The 17,566-nt window shown below is 39.8% G+C and carries 13 protein-coding genes; 2 read left to right on the forward strand and 11 right to left on the reverse strand.

What is annotated here, in order from left to right; all coding sequences use genetic code 11:
- Nucleotides 1–61: 61 nt before the first annotated feature.
- The 4 genes from AAA970_RS07845 to folK all read right to left on the reverse strand — a co-directional run bounded on the left by AAA970_RS07845 (nt 62) and on the right by folK (nt 4,435).
- On the reverse strand, nt 62–1,681 hold the full coding sequence (locus AAA970_RS07845) for an ATP-binding protein (RefSeq protein ID WP_060686338.1): 1,620 nt from the start codon (nt 1,679–1,681) through the stop codon (nt 62–64).
- A gap of 47 nt (nt 1,682–1,728) precedes the next feature.
- Complete coding sequence (locus AAA970_RS07850; RefSeq protein WP_338236648.1) at nt 1,729–2,184, reverse strand: response regulator; 456 nt, start codon at nt 2,182–2,184, stop codon at nt 1,729–1,731.
- A 225-nt stretch (nt 2,185–2,409) separates the two neighbouring features.
- A complete protein-coding gene (locus tag AAA970_RS07855) occupies nt 2,410–3,915 on the reverse strand; it encodes a sensor histidine kinase (protein WP_338236649.1) in 1,506 nt (501 codons plus the stop codon).
- A gap of 31 nt (nt 3,916–3,946) precedes the next feature.
- Complete coding sequence (gene folK, locus AAA970_RS07860; protein WP_338236650.1) at nt 3,947–4,435, reverse strand: 2-amino-4-hydroxy-6-hydroxymethyldihydropteridine diphosphokinase; 489 nt, start codon at nt 4,433–4,435, stop codon at nt 3,947–3,949.
- Between the two features lie 104 nt (nt 4,436–4,539).
- Between folK and sppA the strand changes: the two genes are divergently transcribed.
- A complete protein-coding gene (sppA, locus tag AAA970_RS07865) occupies nt 4,540–6,300 on the forward strand; it encodes a signal peptide peptidase SppA (protein WP_338236651.1) in 1,761 nt (586 codons plus the stop codon).
- 90 nt (nt 6,301–6,390) lie between these two features.
- On the opposite strand, the gene AAA970_RS07870 is transcribed toward sppA, so the two are convergent.
- The 6 genes from AAA970_RS07870 to AAA970_RS07890 form a co-directional block, all read right to left on the reverse strand.
- Nucleotides 6,391–8,028: a hypothetical protein gene (locus AAA970_RS07870; RefSeq protein WP_338236652.1), complete on the reverse strand. Its 1,638-nt coding sequence runs from the start codon at nt 8,026–8,028 to the stop codon at nt 6,391–6,393.
- 250 nt (nt 8,029–8,278) lie between these two features.
- Nucleotides 8,279–8,932: a potassium channel family protein gene (locus AAA970_RS07875; protein ID WP_338236653.1), complete on the reverse strand. Its 654-nt coding sequence runs from the start codon at nt 8,930–8,932 to the stop codon at nt 8,279–8,281.
- A gap of 120 nt (nt 8,933–9,052) precedes the next feature.
- Nucleotides 9,053–9,514, reverse strand: a complete 462-nt coding sequence (locus AAA970_RS27800; protein ID WP_420916714.1) for a methyltransferase family protein — start codon at nt 9,512–9,514, stop codon at nt 9,053–9,055.
- 137 nt (nt 9,515–9,651) lie between these two features.
- A complete protein-coding gene (locus AAA970_RS07880) occupies nt 9,652–10,749 on the reverse strand; it encodes an IS3 family transposase (RefSeq protein WP_338237710.1) in 1,098 nt (365 codons plus the stop codon).
- Nucleotides 10,722–11,033, reverse strand: a complete 312-nt coding sequence (locus AAA970_RS07885; RefSeq protein ID WP_053404356.1) for a transposase — start codon at nt 11,031–11,033, stop codon at nt 10,722–10,724. The genes AAA970_RS07880 and AAA970_RS07885 overlap by 28 nt, the downstream gene beginning before the upstream one ends.
- Nucleotides 11,034–11,156: 123 nt before the next feature.
- Complete coding sequence (locus AAA970_RS07890; RefSeq protein WP_338236654.1) at nt 11,157–12,788, reverse strand: hypothetical protein; 1,632 nt, start codon at nt 12,786–12,788, stop codon at nt 11,157–11,159.
- Nucleotides 12,789–13,008: 220 nt separating this feature from the next.
- Here AAA970_RS07890 and AAA970_RS07895 point away from each other — a divergent pair, with 220 nt between their 5' ends.
- Nucleotides 13,009–13,647 (forward strand): Dph6-related ATP pyrophosphatase, encoded by a 639-nt coding sequence (locus tag AAA970_RS07895; protein WP_338236655.1) that lies wholly within the window; start codon nt 13,009–13,011, stop codon nt 13,645–13,647.
- 92 nt (nt 13,648–13,739) lie between these two features.
- On the opposite strand, the gene AAA970_RS07900 is transcribed toward AAA970_RS07895, so the two are convergent.
- On the reverse strand, nt 13,740–17,312 hold the full coding sequence (locus tag AAA970_RS07900) for a BspA family leucine-rich repeat surface protein (RefSeq protein WP_338236656.1): 3,573 nt from the start codon (nt 17,310–17,312) through the stop codon (nt 13,740–13,742).
- Nucleotides 17,313–17,566 lie beyond the last annotated feature (254 nt).

The following is a 17,566-nucleotide window of genomic DNA, read 5'->3' on the forward strand; positions in this document are numbered from 1 at the left end:
CAGAGAAATGAAGGTTATAAATTTGATTGTAAGTTCAGCATTTTTTTTCAAAAAGGAAGCATTAGGCCTCAATTTGATGCGGAATATTAATATGGAAGGTGGTTCCTTCGCCCAGTGCACTCTCAAAGGAGATTTCACCACCAAGCATATCTACATATTTTTTGACAATATTCAGACCCAGACCTGTACCCTGAATATTTTGGGCATTATTGGCCCGGAAGAAACGCTCGAAGATGTGTACTTGCTCTGAGTCCGAAATGCCCATACCATTATCTTTCACGCGCACTTTCATTTGTTCAGCGCGCATTTCAATGCCCAGCACAATTTCCTTTCCTTCCTGCGAATACTTAATCGCATTGGACAACAGGTTGATCAGGATATTTTTAAAGATTTGCGGATCGATCTTGATCACATCTTCTTCCGCACCCTGGAAATCAAAATTAATCTGCTGCCCATTGCGCAAAAGTACCTGAATTTCATCGACCACCTGTTGGGCTTTCTCTTTAACCACTATAGTCTCGGGTGTATTTTTAATTTTGCCCTCTTCCAGTTTAGAAATGGAAAGGAAATCATTCAAAATTCCGGTCAAATTATTTACAGAAGATTTTATCCGCCCGACGTGCTTGTCTCTTCGGTCCTGCTGTTCGCTTTCCGTATACCGCCCAATTAAAGAGGCCGAAGACAAAATAGTACTTAAAGGCGTCCGGAATTCATGTGAAGCAGTAGTTACGAAACGCGTCTTTAACTCATTGAGCTCTATTTCTTTAGCCAAGGATCTCCGAATCTCTTCTTCCGCCTTTTTGGCCTCTGTAATATTTTGCAGCACCAAAAGAATCTGCTTGACATAGCCCAAAGAATTAAACAAGGGTACGCCATTCACTTTATAAGCACTGGTACCAATACTCACCTCAAAAGCTACCGTATTGCCCTGAAAAACAGAATTAAAATTCTCCATCCAGATACCCTTTTCTTCGGTCGCCAAAAAGTCAGTAGCCGGCATACCGATCATTCTTTTGGAGGCCAGACCAAGAATATCCAGTTCCTGTCCATCTATGAAGACAAAATCAAAATTTCGATCTACCACCGAAATAATCCCTTTAGGGAAATTTCGGGCGATGGCTTTATAAAGTCTTTGGGATTGACGTAAGGCTTTTTCGGTCGAACGCCGAACTTCAATTTGCTTTTCCAGTGAATCATTGGACCGCTTCAACTTTTTTACCGCAACGGCCAGTTCCCGCGTACGATCCTCTACGCGTTGCTCCAGCTCTTCATTCAGATGCTGAATATGCACCAGATTCTGCGCATGACGCAAACTATATCGGATAGAACGATCCAGTATGTAGGAATTCAAACCACCCTTATAGACATAATCCGCAGCGCCCACTTCTACCGCCTGGTCATCGACCTGCTGGTCCAGTTGCCCGGTAAGTAAAATCAAAGGAGCGGTAATGCCAAGCTGAACGGCCTCCCGGATTAATTCTATGCCGGTATAGGCCCCTAGCCTATAATCCACCAAATAGACGTCATGATCATGATGACGTATGGCCTGCAAACCATCCTGATAATTAGATATCCATTCAATACTATAATTCCGATTGGGGATTTCGGAAATCAAATCTTTTGTGATAATATAATCCTCCTCATCATCATCAATGAAGAGAATCCTCACCTGATCATCCATAAATGCGGGTTAAAGCTTGTTTTGTTGGGCAATTTATAAAATCACCATCAAAATCTACTAGCCAAAGGGGTTTTATTGAAAGAGAACCAATAGGTACAAAGGGAATTCATCAGGGCGACAAATTCGTCAAATTGTACAGGTTTGTTAAGGAAAGAGTTAACGCCTAAATCGTAGGATTTCACCATATCCTCATCGGCGCTGGAAGTGGTCAATACTACGATAGGAATTCTTTGAAAACAGGAATGCGCTTTGATCTCCTGTAGCGCTTCACGACCATCCTTTTTAGGCATATTAAGATCCAAAAGAATGAGACTTGGCAGTGGATATGCGCTTCTATCCGCATATTTACCAGCGCCGTGCAAATAATCCAACAATTCTTCCCCATCTTCTACAAAAAGCGTTTTGCCTTTATAGTGGCTTGCTTCTAGTGCCTCTTGCGCCAACAAACGATCTTCGATATCATCATCAGCAATTAGAATTACGGGACGGTTGGAATCGATCATATCTTTTCGATGGGTTTAACATTGAAGAATAAATTAGAATAATACAATTAACCTACTTCTTTCTTCCTTAACGCGAGCCATTATATTTCTTTATAGAGATATAAACAAATCAAAATATGATTTTTGTCAAAAATTCTAATTAAAACATGACAATTATCAACTTTTAGTCGCGAATCAAGCCAAAATCACCTTCAAAGCCCTAAAAAATGGACAAAACTACTCCAATCAGACTTCTTTCATCTTTACAGGAATAGTGACATTAAATTCCGCACCATGACCTAGCTCACCTTTTGCGGAAATCCCACCACCATGGAGTTCAGCAATTTTTTTACAAATCGCCAGACCAACGCCGGAACCATCGTATTTCTGACCTTCCAGTCTTTGGAAAATCGTAAATATCTTGTCTACATATTTTTGGTTAAAACCAATACCATTATCCTTTACCGAAAGGTGCACATTTTTCAGTTTCCCTTTCTTCCCGGAAGCCACTGCTTCGGCCTTTATTTGAATAAGCGGATCCACATCCGGCTTTCTGAATTTAAGCGCATTGGAGATTAAATTTTGAAATAGCTGCTGAATCAAAATAGGATCAGAATATATGACCGGCATTTCTCCTAATTCAATGGTCGCATTTTCCTTTTCAATCGCGTACTCCAAATCCATCAGCACTTCCTGCACGATCTGATTCAAATCCACCTCCTTGAAAGTCCCTTTGCGAGAACCCACCCGGCTAAATCTCAGCAGATCATTAATCAGCTTCTGCATTCTTTTGGCCGCATTATTCATCCTGTCCAGATAATCTACGCCGGTTTCACTCAGGTTAGCTTCTTCTTTTACTTTTAGCCGATCTCCAAAAGCGCGGATTTTACGAAGAGGTTCCTGTAAGTCATGGGAAGAGACATAAGCAAATTCTTCCAGATCGCGATTGGAGCGCTCCAGGTCTTGGGCATAGCTTTTCAGCTTGGCTTCCACCGCTTTCATTTCTGTAAGATCGTGAAGAATACAGGTAAACATTTTGCGATCTGGCAAATGCACCACACCCACCGAAAGCTTGACCGGCACCTCATCCCCAGACTGCGTTTTACACAAAATTTCTCTGGAAGAAGGAATAGACACGCCGGGCTCATAAGACAGTAATATTTCATTTTCCCCTTCGCTTTGGCTGTCATTCGGGTGTACCAATTCCTGGAAATTTTTCCCGTACAGTTCCCGTTGTTTGTAACCAAACAGCCCGGCTGCAGTCGGATTTACGGTTTCAATATTTCCCTGAGCATCCAGGGTAATGATCCCATCTGCGGCGCTATTGATAATGGCGTTTAGCTTATTGGTATTTTCTGTAAAACCTTTCTCCAGTATGGCTTCCTGTGATTTATCCAGGATCAGTTCAGCAAAAAATAAAGCATCCCCTTCCATTTTGCGGGAAAGCCAAACATCCGCCGGAAATACATAACCATTTGCTTTTCGGCCTTTCATCCGAAATTCGTCAGAAGGATTCGTTTCTGAAGCCAGTCTGCTCACCCGCCGGATACTATAAAGGTGATCACTATGGTATTCCTCATCATAGAGGACATTTATGTGTTGCCCAATTAGTTCCTGGGATTCCTTTCCAAATAATTCCTCCGCCTTAGCATTAACATGCACAATGGAACAAGCCTCATCGAAAACCACCAAACCGACCATCTGCTCGCGCTGTAAAATCTCATTGGCCCAGCTGTCAAAATTCATCATCATCTTTGCTTTATCAAATGCTTACAACTCCTTATTAATCTGCAGAATAGACCCACACCTTTAAATCATCTTTACAATCGGATAATAGCGCCTTCATATCCTTTTGAAATACCGGATGTTGAAAGCTTCCGGCAATTTCTGCCATGGGCAAAAGGGTGAATTTCCTGTTTTGAATTTCCGGATGTGGCACGGTTAATCTTTGAGCATTAATCTGCTCGTTGCCATAAAACAAGATATCAATATCAATAGTGCGTTCGCCCCACCTTTCATGCCTTACCCTTCCCAACTGTTTTTCAATTTGCTGAATGCCCAAAAGTAAATCCATCGGCGCCAAAGCAGTCTCTATCTCCAATACCTGATTCAGGAATAAGGGCTGCTCTCGCACGCCCCAGGCTTCGGTTTCGTAAATATTACTTTTTCGTAAAACTTTCCCTAAGCGCAAATCAATAGTTTCCGCGGCCTCTCGAAGTAGCTTCTCGCGGTCCTGAAGATTGCTCCCTAATAACAGATATACTCCTTTCATCCTCAAATTATGTTCAACAGTATAAATTCACAAGTCCAAAAGTAGTCAATTATTTAAATTTACATGGTATAGATAAATAGAAATAGAACCTATTTAACAATCCTATGAAATTCTTAAGAAACGTTTTGGCTGCCTTGGTCGCATTGACCCTTTTCTTTGGGCTGCCAATGTTCTTTTTCCTGATGATCGCCATGGTGAGTGGCTCGGCTGATGGATCTGAACCAATCACAAAAGAAAGCATTCTGAGACTGAAGTTATCTACTCCTATAGTGGAACGATTGAATGAGGATCCTATGGACATCATCGCTCAGCTACAGGGGGAAGAGCGACCAATTGGCTTAAATGAAATAAAAAAAGCACTCCAGCATGCGGCCGAGGATGACAAAATTAAAGCTGTATATCTTGAGGCGCCGATGATTTCCGCCGGCCCCAGCACCGCCCTGGAAATACATAAAGCATTGGTTGAGTTTAAGAATGAGAGTGATAAACCGGTATTTGCCTACTCTCCTTATTATAGCCAATTGTCTTATTATGTTGCTTCCGCTGCAGATAGCTTATATATGAACCCGGTCGGGGGAATGGAACTGAAAGGATTAAGCGCCAATATTTCTTTCTTTAAAGGTACTTTAGACAAGCTCGGCATCAAGGCCGAAATCTTTAGAGTCGGAGATTTTAAAAGTGCGGTAGAGCCTTATTTCAGAACGAATATGAGTGAGGAAAACCGCCTGCAGTACCAGGAATTACTTGGAGGTGTAAATGACATTATGCTAGAAGGCATAAGCAAGGGCCGAAAGATTGCCCCGACTGCGCTTCATAATATTTCCGACAGCCTTTTGGTTCGATCCACTCAGGATGCAATGCGATACCAATTGGTGGATGGCTTATTGTACGAGGATGAGGTCAATGCTAAATTAAGAGCCTTCATGGAATTAGAAGAAGATGACAGAATTCCATTTGTTGGGTTGAGCCGTTACAATAGCAGTGTCAAAAACAAAGTAAATACCAGCCGGGATAAAATTGCCGTTATTTATGCTGATGGGGCAATCCAAACGGGCAAAAGCAAGGAAGGAAAGATCATCGGATCAAAGACCCTGATGGAAGAATTGGCCAAAGCCAGAAAAGATGATAAGGTGAAGGCTGTAGTGTTGAGGGTAAATAGCCCTGGAGGTAGTGCTTTAGCGTCGGACATGATCTGGCGGGAAGTATTGCTGACCCGTGAAAAGAAACCCGTGATTGCCTCTATGGGGGATTATGCCGCTTCCGGTGGATATTATATCTCCATGGCAGCAGACACCATCGTGGCCCAGCCAAACACCATCACCGGCTCTATTGGCATTTTTGCCGTATTAATGAATTTTGAGGAATTCCTTAATGATAAAATAGGGATCAGTCATGACATTGTTAAAACCGGATTGTTTTCCGATTTAGGCAACCCTACTCGTCCAATGTCCGCCTATGAGCGTCAAATTATTCAAAGTGGTGTAAATGAAGGCTATGAAATCTTTACTTCCAAAGCGGCTGAGGGCCGTCAGATGTCAAAGGAAGATTTATTGAAAATTGCCGGTGGACGCGTATGGACTGGAGCGAAAGCGCAGGAACTGGGGCTGGTAGATGTCATGGGTGGCATGGAAACAGCAATTGAAATTGCTGCAGATAAAGCGGGACTGGAAGAATATAAAATCTCTTACCGTCCGGAGGTAAAGGATAAGTTTCAAATGCTATTTGAAAACCTGAATGATGAGGTGCAATCCAAAATGGTGGAATACCGCTTCGGACCCTTTGCCAATTATGCCGAGGAACTTCAAAGACTGGAAGCCATTGAAGGACCACAAGCCCGAATGGTATTTGATCTTGAAATTGAATAATCTTCAACAGCAAATAGATTAGTTTAGTCGCAAAAGGCTGCCCTATCAGAGGCAGCCTTTTTTTATAAGCATTGTTCTCCATAGAAATGCTTACTCTTCATCTTCAATTTCAGCCCTCAATTTGCTATCAGGATTATACCGTATAAACCTCCAATTCTTGATGTTTTTGGCCCCCAGAAAAACAAAATCGCCTCTATCGGTAAGGAAGGTATCATTCGCTTTTATTGTGACATCTGCCTGATCAGCATCGAAAAGTACGGAACGATTCATTTGCCCATTTTGATCTATCCGGACCATTATCGCCTCTGTTTTGGTCCATTTCCCCCACTTTACCGTCTTCTTATTCAATTCGGTAAAAAAACAAAATAACTGCCCATTTTGCTCCATTAATTTATAGGAAGCCATTAATCCGGCAACTCCTGAAGCCTCCTGTGCCTTCTCTATACGATGAAATGCATTGATCTTTCCCTGAGCCGAAATATCGAGTAAAGCAATGTCATCCGTATGATCAATTTGTTCAAGGGTGACATTCCCACTTCCATCTTTATGTGAAATCACATGCGTCATCGTACGTTCTCCGGAAAACACATAACCACCATCTGATTTGTATAAGACTTCATTTAGGGTAAACCGATAATCCCTAAACCTTTTTCCGGTAGAGAGAAATCCTTTTGTCTTATTTTTTTCGTTACTAGGCTTGCTGAAACTTCCCGGTAAAACCTGAGCATCCTGTTGTAAAACTTCCCCTTTTTTATTCATGCTAAGCACAACCATTCCTTCAGGTACCGTACTTTCATGCGCTCCAAAAAAAGACATCGCCATTAACCCTTGAGCGGTGGTAATGATATCTGTTGTAATTAAAAATTTATCCTGATAACTAATAGGCGTTATCGTGAGCTGATCTCCCTGTCCAAAACTAATCAATCGATGTTCAAAATTAGGCTCAATCACAAAGGACCGACTATTGGACAGCAGTCCGTTTTTCTCCAAATCTGTAGATTTCTTTACCATTTTCTTATTCGGATAATAAGTCGTCAGTAAATAAACCGTACCATCATTGGCAATCCGGAATTGATCCATGCTATAAATACCATCCTCCATCTGAAAAGACTTCGCCCAACGGTTTGTTGCAGTTTGTTGGTCATCTAACACCAAATACCCAAAACTCACTAAGTAATTTTTCTTATCTGTTAAAGAATAACTTACGAGCAGCTGTGATTTATCAGGCGAAAATTCATGCGTAAAATTGATGTGTTTAAACTTATCTTCAGGAAAATCGACAGCTAATACTTCCTTCGCTCGCCCATTAGGGGCTAAATTTTTACTATTGATCTTTTGTGCGAATAGTCTAATTTTATCCTTTCGCTTATCTTTTACAGAAAGATAAGTAATGATGGACTCCCCTTGCTGTACAACAAACTCCAATTTACTGTTCATATCTGGTAAATCCGGAATGGGAGCAACCTGCTCAATAACCATCGTTTGAGGATTAAATCTACCCAAAAGTTCCGCATGTTTAGACCCAATGACAATACCAGTGGTGTGAACAAGTTTTTCAATAGGGACTAAGACAAAATAGCTACCTTTGGCTGTAGTGGAAATATGCTCTAAATCAGCCCAATATTTTTCCTTATCGATTTTTATCATGGGGCCCATTTGCAGATTTTTTTGGGCATAAAGAGATACACTATTGCATAGCAACAATGCTAAAAGAATAAAATTTTTCACGATTTTTATAGGTTGTTTTGGTTAATAAAAGAAAAAATTATGCACTTGTTCTGAGCATGTAATGATTGAAAGAAAATCAAATTATTTGGAGATTATACTTTCGATTTTCTTTTATGCATTTTAGTGGTTTACTATTTCGATATACAATTTTTTCTCCTAGCGCTTAGATTCAGTATTTCAACTTTTTATAATTTCATTGTATACCGCCTCAATACCTTGAAAATACAGGTATTGCCACAAATGTAAAAAATCACGGAGTACCTTTAGAATTAGAATATTTACTAATCAACAAAGCCATCACCACCGCCAGATAAAACTGACCGGCCATTCCCAAAAACATACTCAACACCCTTGCCAGTGGATGCTGAGGGGTAATATCTCCATAACCCACTGTGGTCAGGGTCATAAAGGAATAATAAAAAGAATCTTTCCAATCACTGGGATCCATATTATTGAAAGCATCCGGGATAGTAATCATAATCGCAATCATGATGAGCGCGCAGTTAATCCCGATAAGCATATATCCGGAAAAGGCCGCATAGAACGTGTTTTGATTGACCTCTGGCGTGCTTAACAAAAATTTCAATACCCGCCATTGAATAAAAGTATAAAAGCCAATGGTATAAAGCAGATAGATATCCTGATACCAAATATTCTCTACAAAATAACCGATCACCTGAAAAATGATTCCTCCTCCACCCAGAATATAGGCATACATTTTTCTTCTACGGTCCGGACTAATGGATATGATAGCGCCCATAGACACCAAAATCAAGCTTAGCGGAAAAAAGAATCGCATGATTTGCCCGTTCGGCAATACCGCGGCCTGAGATAATAACATGAAGCAAAGCATGAAAAACAATACCATGAAATTATTCTTGAGCACAAAGCGGATAACTTTCATTGAATGGGAATTTTGATGAGCAATTTTCTCAAAGTTAAAGCAATAAATTTATCTATTTGTTAAAAGTCAAATTGAAATTTCAATTTCGTTACAAATAAGGAATCAAAATTAATTGCTTCCTCACAAATAACGACGGACGGACTTGCAATAATTATGGTACGCTTCGCCAAATTTTTCCGCCAGAAATAATTCCTCTGCCAGAATGATTCGGTGATAGATTATAATATTAAAAATGGCGATCACCCATGCCCACCAAAGGTGCAATGACAAAGCCGAGGCAAATAATATTAAATAAAGTCCCAGGTAAATCGGATTACGGCTAAATCGGTAAAGCCCGCTGGTTTTCAGCTTTGTCTGTTCCCTGGGGAGACCGAAGCTTAATGAATTTCCCAAAAATTTAAGAGAAGTCAATATGATTAAAATACCTCCTATCAATAACCAAAAAGAAATATCCTTCCACCATATCGAAAAGGAGGGCATGTTGAGCAATTTTTTAAGATAAAAACCAATCAAAACATATCCAGATATTTTGCCCCCATAAAATAACAGGGGTTGAATCGGGGGTATACCAAAAAAATCCATAGACCAATAAATAAAATTTCTAATCTTAAAGCGTATCCTGGTTTAGCCCCCATATTTTCGGACTTTTTTGATTTTGCCTCTTGTGAGGTCTATTTTTCCATTATAAGTTTGTGTTAGCAAAGAACGATCGACGGCGATTAATTTACCGAAGGTTGTAATGAATTTGGAGTGTTGGGCCCATTCACATCCTCATTCAAATATCCCTCCCCATTTAGGGTCGGTATATTTGAGCAAAGAACTTCTCTCTGACTCATAATCCCCGAAAGTTGACTATGGGGTACTGTAAGTCTAAATTTCACCTTTCGCTCGTTTATTACTGTGCGTTCAATCAAATCATATTCCCACGCCTTCCAAAACAAATTGGGACTAAGATGAGCTATTGACCCATGTAATCTAACATTGTTATATTTTTCATAAAACACTTCTAACCTTTCTCTTAATTCCTCTAAGTTCCAAAATGGCGCTTGTCCCAAGCCCTTCTTAAGAATGCTATGAAAGCTTTCAATATGGCCATTCTCCTGGGGCGTATAAGGATGTGTAAAGGTTTGATGAATACTATTTTCCCTTAAAAATTCTTGAACGCTTTTAGCGCTAAATTGAGATCCATTATCATTCCTTAATTCAACATGAAGATCCTGTTTCAATAAGTCATTTGGTTGCAAATAATTATCTATTACCCTTTCCCAGGCTTTAATGACCATTTTTTGATCCATTTGATAGCCAACCGACCAATCTAATATTACTCTTGTAAATGTATCAATAATGCTTAATATATAAGCATGACGCCTATGCTCTGTTACCCAAACCATTTTAATATCCATTTCTAAAACCTGCAATGGGCGTTCTGGGCATACACAGCGATATTTGACGTAATTTTTATCACTAACCTTCCTTTTTTCCTGAAGTAAATCTGCGTCCTTCATCAAACGGAAAACCTTTTTATGATTAATATTATATCCTTCAAGCTTCAATTGACTGGTCATCATACGATAGCCATAATTAGTGATTGGATCTTCTTTTAAGCGCTTAATTTGCCCTATTACATCCTCATTGGGTACTACCGAATGCCCCTTTTGAGTTGTAGTAGTGGCTTTTCTGCCTATATGTTTACGATCTTTAATAGGCTGGTAATAGTATTTGTGTTTTGTTATTTGGGCAATCAAAATAGCTTTATCTCGTTTTAGCCCCAGACCAGTGTATTTTCGTGCTATTTCCGCCCTTTCGTCTGAGGATATTTCTTTTTTAGCAGCTCATCCTTCATTTTGGATTCAAGCTCCTTTTCAGCGATGATTTCCTTTAATAGGGCATTCTCTTTCTCAAGACGCTTTATCTCCTTTAATTGAGGTATAGTCATCCCGCGAGTGAAACCTGCCTCTCCCATGGTTTCATATTTTTTCACCCAATTTTTATAGGTGGCTGGATAAACTCCATACTTACTTAGAGTTTCTTCTACTCCTCTTTCCTCGCATTCTTTTAGAATAGCTAGCTTCTCTTCCTTGGTTCGTGTTACTCTTTTCATCGGATTTCAAATATTGTAAAAAAAAATTTAAGTCCGACTATTTATGGGGCGGAATCAATCCAAAGCACACCATCCGGCTTCGAATTTTGGCTTTCAAACACCCTCTTATCAATTGATGTTCACCTAAAATGAAACCGGACTAAAGTGTGGCTTCATTTGATTTATCCACATATTATTCAATTGTTGCTGCTGTAAGGAGTGATTTTGCGGAAATCTCCCAATGGATTGCCTGCGTTGATTCAATTCCAAATCAATGAGGGACTCTCCATAAAATGAGTGATAATGGAATAAAAAAAGGTGTTCAGTATAATAAGGATAGGTTTGTGCAGTGACATTTAGCGATGGACTGGATAACTCCTCTAATTTGGATACTAAAAAAGATTGAAACGGACTGGAGATCAAAGGGGCTTCTGTTGAAACTGCACCACCCATCTCATCAAAAAGGAAAATGGATACTCCTAGTCCGTTAGTGTCCTGATTCGATAGCTGAGATGGAATTTTATATTCTGTTAGTTTTTTCATTAAACCCTTTACAAATTTATCATAACGCCTCTTATCCACTAATTGATTAATCCATTGTCCATCCTGATACGGAAAGTAGGATCCCACTAATTCCCCCTGACTATATTTTCTGGAAATTTCAATGCCCCTAATGGAATCTTGAAAATGCTCCACCAATCCTGCTTTTTGCTCGGCAATGGCTAGCGATTGTCCATCTGCTAACCTAACCTCTTTAAAAGAAAAGCCTCCCTTGCTCCCATAAACCATATGATAATGAAGGCTACCATCAGGATAAAAAGTTTTCTCCTTACGCTTTTGCCCTTTCTCATTGAACAAAACTTCCCGTCTTAAAGTAATCCCATCCGGATAATAAAAGCTTCTTTTTTTATACCGTTCATTATGCGCTAAACGCTCAAGGCCCTCCATATCATAGGGAATATCCATTTGTTGAATCTCGACCAAAACATCTTCCTGAATGGTTCTAATCACCAAACTCATTCGTTCATCTATAATTTTGTACGCTCCATAAAATACGGCACCCTCCGGACTTCGAAGACTTCTCCAATATTGGTCATAGTATTCCATTTTATTCGGCCAGGCATAGGCTTCATATTCACTGATCATTTTAGGGATGTCCGCCAAATAGGCATATTGACTACTTTTAATTTTTTGGCGCACGGAAACGCAATCACCGAATACGTCCAACCATCTGCTCTCTTTATCCCTGCTGTTCTTCACATATAAAGGAAAAACACCGAGATCTCCTTTCAAACCAAAATAATAATGGTAATGCGATTTGCCTTCTTTTCCCGGCGTTCTGAAAATAGAAAATTTCTCCGTATCCGTTACATGCAGAAGTAAAGCCCCTTTTGCTCCATTTTTTTCATAGGGATGAGGGAGATAGCTGCTGTAAATCAGAGAATCATTCCCCACCTTAACCGCCCGGAGATTTACTAATGGAAAATGGACAGGCTCATCATAAATGGCAGATGAATTATTCCTCACCTTTTTCTTTCGCATGTCTACCATGACCTCCCTTTTCAAAATAGGGCCATGCGTATACACCTCCGCAGGAAGGGCATGCAAAAAATAATTGAAACCAAGAAAAGGGTAACTATCCTCCACATAATCACGATCCAAATAACCGTAAATCACCTGATGAGGTAACAGGTAATGACCAATGGGCAAAGAACCTGTCTGCCCCATGGCACCAAAAGAAAATAAAGACGAAAAAAGTAATAATAGGAATCTCATAAAAAAATTTTAATAAAAATATAAAATTTAAATTTTATATAAAAATAAATAAGAAAATTCCCTTTTATTTCAAAAAAACAACCTTCCTCCCTAATGCTTTTAGGCCAAAAATACTCTTCGAAATAATGATCTACCAAAAGGTTTTGAGCCGAATGGTATTTATTTGAACACTTTAAGCCTATCTTGGCCTTATATTTTTTTTATCCCTTTCAAAAGCTTAATGAAAAACGCAGTAGTTCTATGGACGGGCGGTAAAGATTCTGCCATGGCCCTTTATGAGTCAATGAATAAATACAAAATAGTAAAGTTTGTCACCTTTGTGCCTGCGGTAAAAAAAGATTTTATCGCCCATCCTTTGGGCTTGATGGAGGCACAGTCCGCTGCCATTGGTATAGACCATGACTTTGTGAAAATTGGCGAACCCTATGCCGACAGCTACCGTAAGGCGATTGCCCGGTTGAAAGATGAAGGTATTGAGGTTTTGATTACCGGCGATATTTCTACCATTAATGGCGCCCCCAACTGGATCAGGCAATGCGCTGAAGGATTGGTTGAAGTGGACACTCCCCTATGGGAACATGACCGAAAGCAGCTACTGGAAAAATTTATTCAAAGAGATTTTGAAGTGATCTGCTCCCTGTCCTATAAAGCCTATTTTCAAAGCCCGGTGGTTGGGCAGCGATTAAATGAGGAACTGGTCCGAAAATTTGAAGCCATCAATATTGACCTCTGTGGAGAGAATGGTGAATATCACACTTGTGTGTTGAATGCGCCTTTCTTCAAAAAGAAAATTGAACTTGATTTTGATATCCTAGAGGCCGAAGATTATTTCCATTTGAAAATCAATCACATCAATTAAGGTATTGATCCTCCAATAACATTCCATCCAAAAAAAGCTCACCGGTCACCGATGAGCTTTTTTATGTTAAACAGGATTTCCGGTCTATTATTCTACTCTTTCATCAATTTCCCGATCACCTGACCATTGATCACCAGTTGATAGATACCGGTGCCCAGTGCACTGATGTCAAACTGTGAAGCCACTTCTGAAACTTTTGTTTCCAAAACTACTCTTCCCGAAAGATCCAATATCCTCACCTCTCCTGTGGTTTGCAGTCCTTCGATGAAGACTTGACCTTGGGACGGGTTTGGGTAAAATTTAATTTCCGTCTGTAGCTCATTGGACAAAATACGATCGAAAAGGGCGGTGATTGTATAATCTTCTACCACATTTTCAAAAGTATAAGTGCTTACTGCTCCTACGGATTCGCCCTCTACCAACACATCCACAATTTTGTAATAGGTATCCGGAGTGACTGTGAAAGTTTGGGAATCGCCAAAGGCTACGGAGGTAGTTTCCGGAGAGATGGTACCGTTTTCGGTTTGGCTTACGGTAATTTGATATGCTGCAGGAACAATAATCGCTTTGACGTCTACTGCCTCCACTACAGGATAAATATCATAATAATTCACTGCCCCGACACTTTCTCCGTTGATCAACACATCCGTCAATAAATAATCCTCAAGGGCATAAATCTGAATTGACAATTGGGAACCCTTGCGAATACGATCAATAAAGGGACTGATCACTCCATGATCACCCGCATCTTTTGTAAAGGCAAAGGTCTGCACCACTTCCGCCTCGACAGTGGTCTCTTCCGTCACATTCTCTAGGAGAAAATCTTTGCTATAATGCCCCTGAGAAAAACCATTTACCTTCCAATCTACTACCTCATAGTCTTCCGGCATGGTCAAAGTAAAGTTCTGATCTTCCCCATGCGTAACACTGATTTCCTCCGGACTAATCGTTGCTCCTTCATTCACCGTGGCCGTTACTATATAGCTTTTCAACTTAAAGCGCACATTCACCTGAACCTCTTGTTGAATATTGGCAATCATAAACTCATTTTGCTCATCCCACTCCCTCGTTTCACCATCAACCAAAATTTGATCTATTTCATAAAATTCTTCCGGAACAACTTTTAAAGTAACAGCAGTACCTGCGGTAGCAAAAAGTGGCCCCTCAATATTTCCATTGCCCTCCTTGGATACCGTGATCGCTATTAAATCTTTTTGGAAGAAAGGACGAATATTTTCTCCATCACTGCCGATCCCCCAAAGATTTTCAAAATCCCAGCCGTTAAAATTAGATTGCAATTGAAAATCAACCGTTGCCAATCCCGCAGAGGCATTGGAACCTGGTGAACTGCTTTGACCAGTGGTTTCCTTATCCCAATAGGCGTTCTCCACTAATAAACCGGTGGTATTAACCCCTACCACACCACCGATATTACTGCCGCTGGCTTTTATCAAGCCTGCAGCATAAACATGCGCTGTTCTACCGGCATTATTTCTTGCCACCACTCCCCCTACATTGCTGATTGCCTTTATGTATACGTTGCTATAACTGTTCACAATATTGGCGTTCTGGGCATCTCCCACCAAACCACCAACATAACTGCTCGCATTAATAATTCCATGCGCAGATGCATTTCTAATGTCAGTGGAATAACCTCCTGCCCCCCACACATAATTGGCATAACCCACCAATCCACCTACTTCATTGGTACCATTGAGCTCAACTTGAGCCTTGGCATCAGATACTTTACTATTGATTAAAACACCAGCCACACCCCCTAAACGATCATTCCCTTGCAGGTAACCTTCCACTTTAATATTTTCTATGGCAGTTGTATAAGCATTACCGACAACTCCCACTCCTGTACCCCCATTTATATTATAATCTTTCAAAGACAGATTGCGAATATCAGCACCTGTTGTTCTTCCGAAAAAACCTATATTATCCCTATTCGAATCATCTATTCTCAAAGACTGAATGGAGAAACCATTTCCATTAAAATGAGCACGGAAGCTGACTTCCTCATTTCCTATGGGAGCAAAGCCTTTTCCTTCATTCCAAATTCGGCTTTCTATGGCGTCGATATTTTGGCTTAACTCATAATACGTCCCCGCCTGCCATCTTTCCGCATCTGACAAGCCACCTTCAAGCCCTTCTGACAACCAACGAAGCTCCGCCAAATTAGAAATCAGATAAGGGTTGGACTCTGTTCCCTCTCCACTTGGAGGAAAAGATTCTGTAAAAAACACGGGATATAAATTGGTTTCATCTTCAGTAAAAGTATTTTGATCAAAGTCCCATAGTACAATCGGATAATTATCAAGATCAATAGACCACCCCAAGAATTCAGCCCCTTCTTTTTGGGGATAAAAACTAGGTTCCTTTAACTTCCCACTAAGGTGACCTAGGAAAAGTAATAATGTATCTGAATTTATTTTTTCTTCCTTAAAGCAGTAAACGATTTTTCCACACTCTTTTATAATCTCACTAATATCCCAAAAATTATTATCTATAATTATCTGTCTCTTCTCTAAGGATAAATCATTACAGTAATATTTTGGGGCGTAAAATCTCACATTTTCATTTAATTCTTGTCTAAACCAACTATCCCATAATTTGTCACTCAAGTAGGGAGAATAGTCCTGTGTATTTTCAAACATGAATGCTAAATTTTTCACATTAGAGATTTTCCATGAACTAAGATCTTGATTAAATTTTTCCGCGAAGCGAAACATACTCCCCATGTATTCAGCACTTGCCAAATTCCAATTACTTAAATCACCATTAAAGTTTTTGGAAAATGAAAACATTTCACTCAAATCCTCCACTTCACTAACATTCCATTGGTTTAAATCCCCGTTAAAAGCATTCGAAGCTGAAAACATTAAAGGCATTCTCTTAACACTCCCAACATTCCACATTCCTATATCCTGATTGAAATCTCTAGTATTTGCAAACATAAAGCTCATATCAATCACATTACTCACATCCCAATCTTTCAATTCTCTGTTGAAAGCCAAAGCTCCATCAAACATTCCGGGCATATTTGTAACTGCCCCAACATCCCACGAACTAATATCCCCATTGAAACTAATAGCATCTCGAAACATGAACGCCAAATTAGTTACATTACTTACATCCCAAGAATTCAGATCTTGGTTGAAGTTAGTTGCCTCACTAAACATAGAATTCATCATTTCAACTTTAGAAAAGTCCGGTTTCTCTTCGGTCATCTCTAAAAGATTAGAAGCAGATTTAAACATATAGCCGGTACTGTACCACTTATTTGTTCCCCATTGCTCAACCCGCTTGACTCTTGAAGCATTAATTTTTTCTGAATCATCAGGAGCATAAGAAAAATTACTAAAAGTAAGCTGTGGCAACTTCCCGCTCATACTCACCTGATATTCCCCCGCAGTGGCATAGGTATGATTGACAGTTTCCTCCGAGGAGCTACCTCCTGACGTTGTGGTGCCATCTCCCCAATCAATGGTATAATCACTGGCACCGGAGCCATTTACATCTCCCTTGATCTTTACAAAAAAATCTTTGCTGTCTTCCGGGATTTCTATCGTGATAATAAAAGGCCGCTCTTCCTCAGCGGCATAGGTAAGTTGTGTCAGACTGATCATCAACAGGCTGAACCAAAAAAAGTAAGCTTTCATAATATAGGTTTAAAATTTAGTCAGCTTCGAAGTTAGGGACAATTCACTAAATTTTATATTGAAAAAATCAAATTCAATGTTGTAAATCAACCATAATATTTGACGAAAAATCATCTTAAACCTTATAAATCATTACTAAATAGTAACTTACACCTATAGAATAAAGACACACTCCACTGATGTTAATTATAAATTTATAATTCTTTGATTAGGCTATTATCTTCGCAGATGTTAATTCAGAAATCACCCCTTTT

Origin of the sequence: Persicobacter diffluens, from assembly GCF_036244895.1 — a bacterium.
GTDB lineage: Bacteria > Bacteroidota > Bacteroidia > Cytophagales > Cyclobacteriaceae > Persicobacter > Persicobacter diffluens.